We start from the raw sequence: 9,029 nt of genomic DNA, 5'->3' as shown, positions 1-9,029 counted from the left end.
GACCCCGTGGGTCGTGCTCGGGCGCTGGTGGCGGGCGTGGTCGGGTACGCTCCCGCCGGCCCAGCTCGGGATGCTGCTTGACGCGGTTGGTGCCGGACAGCCGCTGCACCTCTACCTGTGCCCGTAGTCAACAAACTACCGCTAAGCGGGACAGGACAGGCTAGACATGCAGCCCGCAGGTGGCGGCGGCCGCCGCCACCTCGGTGAGCCTCCTAGGCTCGGACGGCATGCCCCGACCTACGAACGATAGGCAGGGGTTGTCTAGGACCGTTGTTGAAGCAGCTCGCCGACTGCGGTGACCAGCGCCACGTCGTCAGCGTGTTGGGTGGGATTGTGCGTACTGGCGCGTTCCGCGTAGCTGGGAGCTGTTGCGACCAGTCCGAGCGAGCGGCGCAGCGCCTGGACTGCGCGCTCGCGATCGATGGCAAGTCGGGTCACCCAGCTGGCGATCTGTGAGGCGTTCAAGGTCCGCACGTCGCGCTCGCCGGATTCGATGGTGAGCAAATCGGCTTCCTCCAAGTGAAGTTCCCGCGCCAGCACCGCCGCCGGTAGGCCCTCCTCGTCGCGACGGACCGCGAGCAGCGACGCCAGGGTGCCGTGCGTGAGCCGCTGTCGTCGCAGTCCTCGTTCGACAGCGGTGATCATCCGCTGCCGCGCCGCGGGGGTGAGGCCTTCTCCGGAGGCCAGCAGCCGCTCAACCGCTGCCTGGGCCTCGGCCGAGAGCGCGTCGGCGGAGAGGACGGCGAGGGCGCGATCCAACTCCTCGATCGGGACCGGCTCGACCACGCCGGTGTCGGCTTCCGGGGTGTCCCGCAGCTCAGCCAGGATGCGGTCGGCCGCGTCGTCGCCCTGAGGATCATGGCCAGTCGTTGGGGTCGGCGTCATGGGCTTGCCTCCCTCGCATACGCGCCCAACCGCGGGTCCCTGGCGGCGACCGCAGCCAGGCGTCGGCGCGCCCGCACGTACCGTTGGCGGCAGGCGTCGTCGGTGATGCCCAGCCGGGCCGCCGCTTGTTTCGACGGCAGCTGCTCGATGTCGTGCAGTGCGATGATCACCTGGTCGGCGGGGCTGAGCGTGCGGAGCGCGTCGGTGACTGCGGCCAGCACAGCGCCGGGCAGGTCGGTGTGGGCGGGCGGGTTCGGGGTCGGCACGTCGACCCCGGCCAGGCTGTGCAGCCTGGCCGTGGCCCGCCGCCAGTTGAGCACCTCGAAGCGGACAAAGCCGCGCAGCCAGGCGGTAAAGGGCCCATGGGCCGCATCGAACCGGTCGATCTTGCGGACGGCGCCCTCGACGGCGCGCTCGGCGATCAGCTCGCGGTCGGTGTCGGACAGGTCCGACGCGATATCCCGCAGGTAGCCAGCCAGGGCCGGGCCGTGCAAGCTGGTCAGGAACGGGGCCGCGTGGGGCTTGCCGGCCCGGGCATCAGCGATGAGTTCGTCGGTCACGCAGCACCTCCTCCCTTCATACGTCGGCGTGTGACAGGGTCCCGGCGGCAACCGGGCCCCCGGCGACCGACCCGAGCGGTGGCACGGCGGTCAGGTCTCGGCGGCTGAGGCGATCCTCATCGGGGTCCCACTGGACCAGCTCGCCGGGGATGCGCCAGGCGAGCACGTGCAGGTCGCGCAGGTGGTCGGTGGCGTCGATGATCGCCTCTGCGAGCACGCAGGGATCGCCGCGGTCGCGGGCGGCCCGGTCGGTGGCCTCGACGACCCAGATCCAGTGCGACATCGGCATCCGCCGGTAGATGGAGGCGACCGGGTCGGGGACACCGCGGCGCTCGAGGCCGGTCTTGAAGTCGTTGGACTTGAGCACGGTGGAGCGGAAGCTCACCTTGTGGGTCGTGATCGCGGCGTACAGCTGGTGGGCGGCGAGGCTGCCTCTGTCGGCCGACGAGGTAGTCAGCCGGGCCGCGCCGAGCACCTCGGCCTTCTCCCCCGACAGGTAGACCTTGGCGGGCAGCGGGACGATCAGGTACTGCCAGGGCGCGTAGTCGTCGAGCAGGAAGTTCTCGACCACCTGGTAGGGGCCGACCTCGTCGTCGTGGCGGATGAAGTGGATGCGCTCCTGGGCGGTGCCGGGGTGCACGCGGCGGTAGCCGACGAGCACGAACGCGTGCCCGCCCCCGGCGGCGATGACCGGCAGGCCGGAGTTGAGATAGCGGCAGGCGATGCGGGGCAGCGACTCGCCGCCAGGCAGGTCGTCGAGCTTGTAGACCAGCGCCGGCAGCCCGATGCGGGTGGCCGCCGCTGACAGCTGGAACACGCTGAGGCCCTCGGCAGGGACCGGGCGGCCCAGCGCTAGGTCGGTCGGCACGGCGGCCGCGATGTCGCCGGGCAGCAAGCGCGGCGTGCCGTGGGCGAGATGATGATAGTAGGCAGTGACCCACAGGGCGGCCTGCGCGCACCGAGACACCTGGGCGTCCTGGGCGATGAACGGCGTCGCCGTCAACTCGAGCGGCTCGCCGAGCAGGTTCACCCGGTCGGGGGCGCGGCAGGTGATGTGGTCGGCGAGGTCGGGGGGCGGGGCCAGCATGGTCCGTCCGACCGGCGCGGCGGGCACGGGTCGTAGCACCGTGTAGCCGAGGTAGCCGAGCTGGTGGAAGCGAGCCGGGCGGTCAGGGCGGAACAGCTCGGGGGGGATCGGCGCGGTGAAGAAGTGAAGCCGGTCGGCGGCCGACGGGTAGCGCCGGAAGGTGGTCGAGTAGAAGCGGCTGTGCTCGTTGCGGTAGTCGGCGTCCAGGTAGCGGTACTCGACGACGGCGGTCTGGGCGCCGAGGGAGAACGCCTGGCCGAGCACCGTCTGCAGCACCTGGGGGTTGGCCCCGCCGTAGGTGTGCAGCAGGCTGGACAGCGCTCCCGCCCGAGAAAGGTCGAATGCGTTAGCTGGCTGACGCACGCGCGATCACTCTAAATAGATTCACCAGGGTCGGCTACCAGGTGAGGTAGACGTCGCGACTGGTCGCCGTCGCCCGCTGCTGAGCGGCGTCGATCTCCCGCATCCGGGAGGTGATCTGCGCCGCGGTCGCCGCATCGAACGGGGGCGCGCCGACCGTCTCGGCGTCCTCCTCGAGGCCGCTGACCACCGGGGTGGCGAACTCGTTGAGCGGAAGGCGGCCGGGCTTGGTGTCCGACATGGCGGCATCGTAGCGTGAACCGCTAGCCGACGGAACGATCCTGGAAGCGGGTCGGCAGCCGGCGCGTGTCGCCTAGCCCGAGCAGGCCACCCTCGCCGCAGACGTAGCAGGCCGGGTGGCGCGTGACCGAGGCGGTGGTCAGTGCCCGCGCTTCCGCCCGGTACAACAGCCGGCCACCGCCGCCGCCGAGGAAGCCGACCAGCAGCTGGCAGACCTCCAGCGCGGCCAGCGAAGCGACCACGCCGTTGAGGGAGATCACGGCGGGAGCGGAGGCGTTGGCGCCCCGCAGATAGCCGCGTTCGGCCTCGCGGGCTCGCCCCTGCTCGTCGAGATACTCCTCGCGGACCAGGCCTGCATTCAGCGTCCCGGCGCAGTGCAGGCACCAGCCGTCCGGCCGCAGGACCCGTACGCCGCCGCCGGCGCGCAGACCTCGCGGGTCGGGCACCACCTCGACCCCGAGGTCGACGACCGGGACTAGGTACTGCTGGGCGAGCTCGTTGAGCAGCGCCCGCGAGCCGTGCCCGTCGGTCGCGCAGACGATGATGTCGGCGGTCGCCAGTAGCCGTGGGTCGATGTCGAGCACCGACGCCGGCACGGCCCGGACGGTCACGGTCGGGTTGATGGCCCGGGCGGCGGCGGCGAGCACCTCCACCTTGAGCCGGCCGACGTCGGCCCTTTTCGCCCCGACCAGCCGGGATAGGTTAGTCGCCTCGACTCGGTCGGGGTCAACCAGGACCAGCCCACCGACGCCCAGATGGGCCAGCTGGACGGTGACCTGGGATCCAGTGCCGCCCACTCCGACGACCGCGACGCGGGCGGCCGCCAGCCGGCGCTGGCCGCCTTCGCCCCAGGCCAGCACCTGCCGGGCGACCTCCTCGCCGACCTCCCTCCCCGGCGGTGGTGGCAGCAGCCGGATCTGGTCGCCGACGACCCGGATCCGGTCGAGCGGCATGCCGCGCCCGTCCCGCCACAGCCGCCCGTCCAGGCCGTCCGGGCCGAGGACCAGGGCGGCGACCGGCTGGGGGGCCAGCCGCCCCCCCAGGGCCCGACCGCACAGCTCCGCCTCGGTGTCCAGGTCGAGGGGGGAGGCGTGCACCGGCCCGGGAAACGGATGGGAGTGGCAGACGACCACGGTTCCCTGCTCGGCTCGGGCGGTCTTGGCCGCCCGAGCCAGGGTCGTCGGCGCGATGGCCAGATGCCGCGGGCCCGCGTCGAGGAGGTCAGCGGGGTCGAGGTGCTGCACTCGGCGGCAGAGCAGCACCTGGTCGTCACCGGCGGCCAGGTGGCCGCAGACCAGCAGCGCCGCGTGCTCGTCGTCGTCGGCCAGCAGCCCAGCGCGCAGCTGCGCCCACTGCGCGTCGGTCATCCGCAGCTCAGCGGGCATCGTGCAGCCTCCGTTCGATGAAGTGCAGGTAGGACACCAGGTTGTTGCGGTGCGGATGCCAGCTGGCCAGGTGCCAGGAGAACCACAGCAGCTGGCGGCCGTCGAGGTCGTTCGGGGTGGAGTTGCTCGGCAGCTGCCCGCCGGCAAGGCGCAGCTGCGGGCCGGTGTAGAAGCAGTCCGGCTGCGCGGCCGGGTAGGCGGTCGGGACCAGGAACAAGACCTCGGTGGACGGCTGGTTCCAGCCGGGCCGGAGCGGCAGGGCGGGCACGGCGACGACCGCGGTGTGGTCGGCGCGGTCGGCAACGACCGCGGTCGGGTAGCAGGCCACCAGGGTGGCCAGGTCGTGGGTGGGGATCACGCGGCTCAGCCGAGGTTGCCGACCGGCACGTCGTAGAAGCGCATCCCGGAGCGGAGCTCGACCGGCTCGTCGGGGCCGATCGGGCGGTCATCGTCTGGTCCAGGGACCTCCAAGAACAGCTGGTTGCCGGCTGGCACGCCGGCCAGCGCAGCCAGCTCGGCGCCGGTCATGACCGGCCGCGGCGCCCGGTAGTGGACCCTGTTGATAACGATGTTGATCTGCGGTCCGGTAGCGGTGTCAATCGGCTCGGTTTCAGGCTTGGCCTGCACAGCTGCTCCCTTCGGGCTCGGCATGGTCTCGGTGGGGTACGCGTTCGTGTGACACCGATGCCGTCGCCGGGCGCATGCCGTCTGGCGAGAACCCTTTCCGTTGGGGTCCGGCCCGCCGCCGTGGCGCAGGATCTCGAGAGCGGCTGTCGGGGTGACCGAGGAGGATTTCGTAGGCCACTCCCCAGGAACAGGCCGTGCTCGACCACGCCGGGGTGACCCCGATGGCCGTGGCCAAGACGGCGAGGTCGTCGAGGGGGCGGCAGCTGAGCGGTCAGGATCACAGCCACCGCATTGTTGGGCCAACTATCCCTGTCAGTGCGGGCCACCTTGGGCTGGCACGTCGCTCGAAAGCCCTGGATTATGGCAGTCTTCAGGGCCAGCTATCGGCGTCAGTCACACACCGGCGGGAGGTCAGGCGAGCCGGCGGGGAGGTCAGGCGAGCCGGCGGGGAGGTCAGGGGAGCCGGCGGGGAGGTCAGGGGAGCCGGCGGGGGTCCCGGCGCGGGTCCGCCTCGTGGGCGGCCAGGGCGCCGATGGGCTCGTAGGGGCCGAGCACGTCCTGGTCGAAGGCGCCGTCCGGGTCGAGGACCCCGTCGGGCTCGTAGGAGTCCGGGTCGTCGGGGAACGGGTTGGTCCTGGCCCGCTCGACCATCCGCTCGAGCCGCCGGATGGCCTGCAGCAGCACGGCGTTGGGGACCTTCACCCGGTTGGGCACGCAGCCCGTGTGCAGCACCCGGGCGTCGTTGGTCAGGAAGACCACCCGGTTGTCGACCGACCGCTTGCAGACCATGCACCTGACGCGGTGGTGCACCATCGTGGACGAGGCGATGATGGTGATGCGGCCTGCGTAGTCATCCATGCCAGCGCCTCCCCAGAAGCCCACCCGGGCGATCCTTACTGCGAAGTTTGCCATGGTTCTTCGTGTATGTGGATGTCCGGATTAGCAATATCCGAGATATTCGGACGCGCGAGGGCTGCGGCGGGCCGGGCGGACCGCCCGGTCAGAGAGCCTGGCGTGGGAGGCTGCCGGTGCCCGGGGTCATGGCCCGGATGTGCGCGGCGGCCGCGACCCGCTCCTCGGCGATGGTGTCGGCCACCTCGGCGGTCGGGCGTCTCTCGGCCCGGGACCGCCTGAAGATCAGCTGCAGCGCGCTGGCCACGCCCTGCACCGACACCGCCAGCCGGGCGTCGGAGTACCCGAGCTCACCCGACCCGATCACCGCGTACGGGGCGGCCGAGTTGATCACGTAGTCGGGCGCGTAGAGGATGCCCCGCTCCATGAGGCGGACGCCGTCCTGCCGCGTGGCGAGCTGGTTGTTCGCGCCGCCGGCCACGATCCGGCAGGCCAAGCGTGGGATCGTCTGCTCGTTGAGCACCCCCCCGACCGCGTTGGGGGAGAACACGTCGCAGGGGACCTCGTAGATCTGCTCCGGGTCCACCAGCTCGATGCCGGTCCGGTCGGCCAGCTCCTTGCCCCGTGCCGGGTCGATGTCGGCGCCGATGACGCTGGCGCCCGCAGCGACCAGCAGCCCGGCGAGGTGGCCGCCGACCCCGCCCAGCCCCTGCACCGCGATCCGGCGGTCCTTCAGGTCGGGGGTTCCGAAGACCTCGTCGAGGGCGGCGCCGATCCCGGCCAGCACCCCTTGCGCGGTCAGCGGAGTGGAGTCTCCGGTGCCCCCGAACCGTTCGTCCACCGCCCACACGTAGTCGGTCTCCCTGGCTACGTCGACCATGTCCTGGGCGCTGGTGCCGAGGTCGGGGCCGGTCCCGAAGCGGCCAGCGAGCAGCTGGACGAACCGCCCGTACACCCGCAGCAGCACCCGCTTGTCGGTGCCGCCGTCCTCCTTGAACAGCACCGCCTTGCCGCCGCCGCGGGGTATGTCGGTGAAGGCGAACTTGTACGTCATGCCCTGGGACAGGCGCAGCGCGTCGTCGAGGGCCTCGTCCTCGGAGTCGTAGGCCTTGTAGCGGGTGCCGCCGCGGGCCGGGCCGAGCGCAGTGTCGTGGATGGCGATGATCGCCTTCATCCCGGTCTGGCGGTCGTAGCAGAACACGACCTGCTCGTGGCCGGACTCGGCCATCCTCTCGAAGACGCTCATCCTTGCCTCCTGCGACAGTTCAGGCCCATTCCGGCCGAGGCGTCCAGGAAGCCCCCAGCGCCGTTGCCGGGTGAGTCCGGCGGCGTGCCCGCCGTGCCGACAAGCGTACCCCGGAAGCCGTCCGGCAGTCGGCCCGCCGGTTGAACGTCGTCCACGGCCGCGGATGGGAGCAGCGATGACGCCCGGCCCGACGCGGTGGCCAGTTCAGGGTATGTGTCGAACTCGATAGGCTGGCGTCCTTGGCGAATGTCATTCTTCTCGACCAGATCTTACCGAGCACGTCCTTGCCGCCAAGAAGCCGAATTGCAGTTGAATAAAGCTGTGAATGTGGTGTCACGGCCTGGCGACCGGGCGCCGCCCCGCTCCACGAGCGCTCCATGATTTTGCGCTCCGACTCCGATGTCACATCATATTGCGAGGTTCTGGCTGGCGACGCATTTTCGAGGCGCCCGGCTTGCCGCGCATCGGTCGCTTCACCGGTCGCCGGTCGCCGGTCGCCGCGCTGCTGAGACTGCACCCCACCCCGTCGGGGCGCCGGCCAGTCCGTTCCTCGAGCGTCGACGAGCTGGATGTGCCGGTGGTGGATGCGCAACGCCTGAAGGACAGCTTCGCCCGGGTTGCCGGCTACGGTGACGAGCTGCCGCTGTTCTTCTACTCCTACTTGTTCCTGACCTATCCCGACACCCGCGAGATGTTCCCGGTGTCGATGGCGAGCCAACGCGGCAAGCTGGCCCATGCGCTGGGGCAGATCGTCGCCGACGTGGACAACCTGGACGACCTGCTGCCGTTCCTGCATCAGCTCGCCAGCGACCACCGCAAGTTCGGCGTGGTCGCCAAACACCACCCGGCGGTGCGGGAGAGCCTGCTGGCCACGCTGGAGCACTTCCTGGGCGCGGACTGGACGCCACAGCTCGCCCGCGACTGGGAGGTCGCCTACGACACGGTCGCAGCGGCCATGGTGGAGGCCGCGGAGCGGGCGGAGCGCACCAGCCCGCCGTGGTGGGACGCCACGGTCGTCTCGCACGAGCGGCGCAGCCTGGACGTGGCCGTCCTGCGACTGCAGCCGGACAGCCGCCTGCACTACCTCCCCGGCCAGTCGGTCGCCGTGGAGACACCGCTGCGTCCCCGGCTGTGGCGCTACTACTCCCCGGCCAACGCGCCCGCTCCCGACGGCACCATCGAGCTGCACGTCCGCCTGGTCGACGGCGGCCAGGTCAGCGCCGTGCTGGTGCAGTCCGTCACGCCGGGCGACGTGCTGCGCCTCGGCGCGCCGGTCGGGCACCGGCTCACCCTCGACCCTGCCGCCCGGCGGGACCTGCTGCTCATCGCCGGGGGCACCGGGCTGGCGCCGCTGCGGGCGCTGGTCGAGCAGGTCGGCAGCGGGCCGTCGCCGCGGCGGACCCATCTGTTCGTCGGCGCCCGGACCGAGGCCGAGCTCTACGACCAGCCCGCGCTGACCCGCATGGCCCGGGCCTGGCCCTGGCTGACGGTGTACCCGGTGGTCTCTGAGGACGGCCGCTACCTCGGCGAACGCGGTCTGGTCGTCGACGCGGCCCTGCGTCACGGCCCCTGGGACGGGCAGGACGTGTACGTGTGCGGCTCGCCGGCCATGGTCGCGGCCACCGTCGACCGCCTGACCGGGGCCGGAGCTATGGTCGAAACCTGTGGATGAGCCCTCGCATGAGAACGCGGCGTACCTTCCACCGTGACCTGTAGGAAGGACGCCTAGGAAGGACGCCGGCGCGGTGAACGCCGGCGAGGAAGGAACGCCGCAATGCTGAGTGTAG

General features: G+C 71.4%; 10 protein-coding genes. 1 reads left to right on the top strand and 9 read right to left on the bottom strand.

Features of this window, described 5'->3' with window-relative positions:
* Window positions 1-261: 261 nt before the first annotated feature.
* From VG276_00050 to VG276_00010, 9 genes are all read right to left on the bottom strand, one after another.
* On the bottom strand, window positions 262-885 hold the full coding sequence (locus VG276_00050) for a hypothetical protein (GenBank protein HEV8647819.1): 624 nt from the start codon (window positions 883-885) through the stop codon (window positions 262-264).
* Window positions 882-1,445 (bottom strand): sigma-70 family RNA polymerase sigma factor, encoded by a 564-nt coding sequence (locus tag VG276_00045; GenBank protein ID HEV8647818.1) that lies wholly within the window; start codon window positions 1,443-1,445, stop codon window positions 882-884. Before VG276_00045 ends, VG276_00050 begins: the two co-directional genes overlap by 4 nt.
* 16 nt (window positions 1,446-1,461) lie before the next feature.
* Window positions 1,462-2,895, bottom strand: coding sequence for a hypothetical protein (locus VG276_00040; GenBank protein HEV8647817.1), 1,434 nt, complete (start codon window positions 2,893-2,895; stop codon window positions 1,462-1,464).
* Between the two features lie 34 nt (window positions 2,896-2,929).
* Window positions 2,930-3,133 carry a hypothetical protein gene (locus VG276_00035; protein HEV8647816.1) on the bottom strand — a complete coding sequence of 68 codons (204 nt, stop codon included), beginning with the start codon at window positions 3,131-3,133 and terminating at the stop codon, window positions 2,930-2,932.
* Between the two features lie 22 nt (window positions 3,134-3,155).
* Window positions 3,156-4,517, bottom strand: a complete 1,362-nt coding sequence (locus VG276_00030) for a ThiF family adenylyltransferase (GenBank protein ID HEV8647815.1) — start codon at window positions 4,515-4,517, stop codon at window positions 3,156-3,158.
* On the bottom strand, window positions 4,507-4,875 hold the full coding sequence (locus tag VG276_00025) for an E2/UBC family protein (GenBank protein HEV8647814.1): 369 nt from the start codon (window positions 4,873-4,875) through the stop codon (window positions 4,507-4,509). Before VG276_00025 ends, VG276_00030 begins: the two co-directional genes overlap by 11 nt.
* Before the next feature lie 5 nt (window positions 4,876-4,880).
* Window positions 4,881-5,144 (bottom strand): multiubiquitin domain-containing protein, encoded by a 264-nt coding sequence (locus VG276_00020; GenBank protein ID HEV8647813.1) that lies wholly within the window; start codon window positions 5,142-5,144, stop codon window positions 4,881-4,883.
* Window positions 5,145-5,618: 474 nt separating this feature from the next.
* Entirely contained in the window at window positions 5,619-6,002 is a 384-nt protein-coding gene (locus tag VG276_00015) for a hypothetical protein (GenBank protein HEV8647812.1), read from the bottom strand.
* Between the two features lie 142 nt (window positions 6,003-6,144).
* On the bottom strand, window positions 6,145-7,242 hold the full coding sequence (locus tag VG276_00010; protein HEV8647811.1) for a Glu/Leu/Phe/Val dehydrogenase dimerization domain-containing protein: 1,098 nt from the start codon (window positions 7,240-7,242) through the stop codon (window positions 6,145-6,147).
* 454 nt (window positions 7,243-7,696) lie between these two features.
* Here VG276_00010 and VG276_00005 point away from each other — a divergent pair, with 454 nt between their 5' ends.
* Complete coding sequence (locus VG276_00005) at window positions 7,697-8,914, top strand: FAD-binding oxidoreductase (GenBank protein ID HEV8647810.1); 1,218 nt, start codon at window positions 7,697-7,699, stop codon at window positions 8,912-8,914.
* The last annotated feature ends 115 nt before the right edge of the window (window positions 8,915-9,029 follow it).

The organism is Actinomycetes bacterium (assembly GCA_036000965.1).
In the GTDB taxonomy this organism is placed as follows: Bacteria; Actinomycetota; CALGFH01; order CALGFH01; family CALGFH01; genus DASYUT01.
This window is presented reverse-complemented; position numbering and strand designations above follow the sequence as displayed.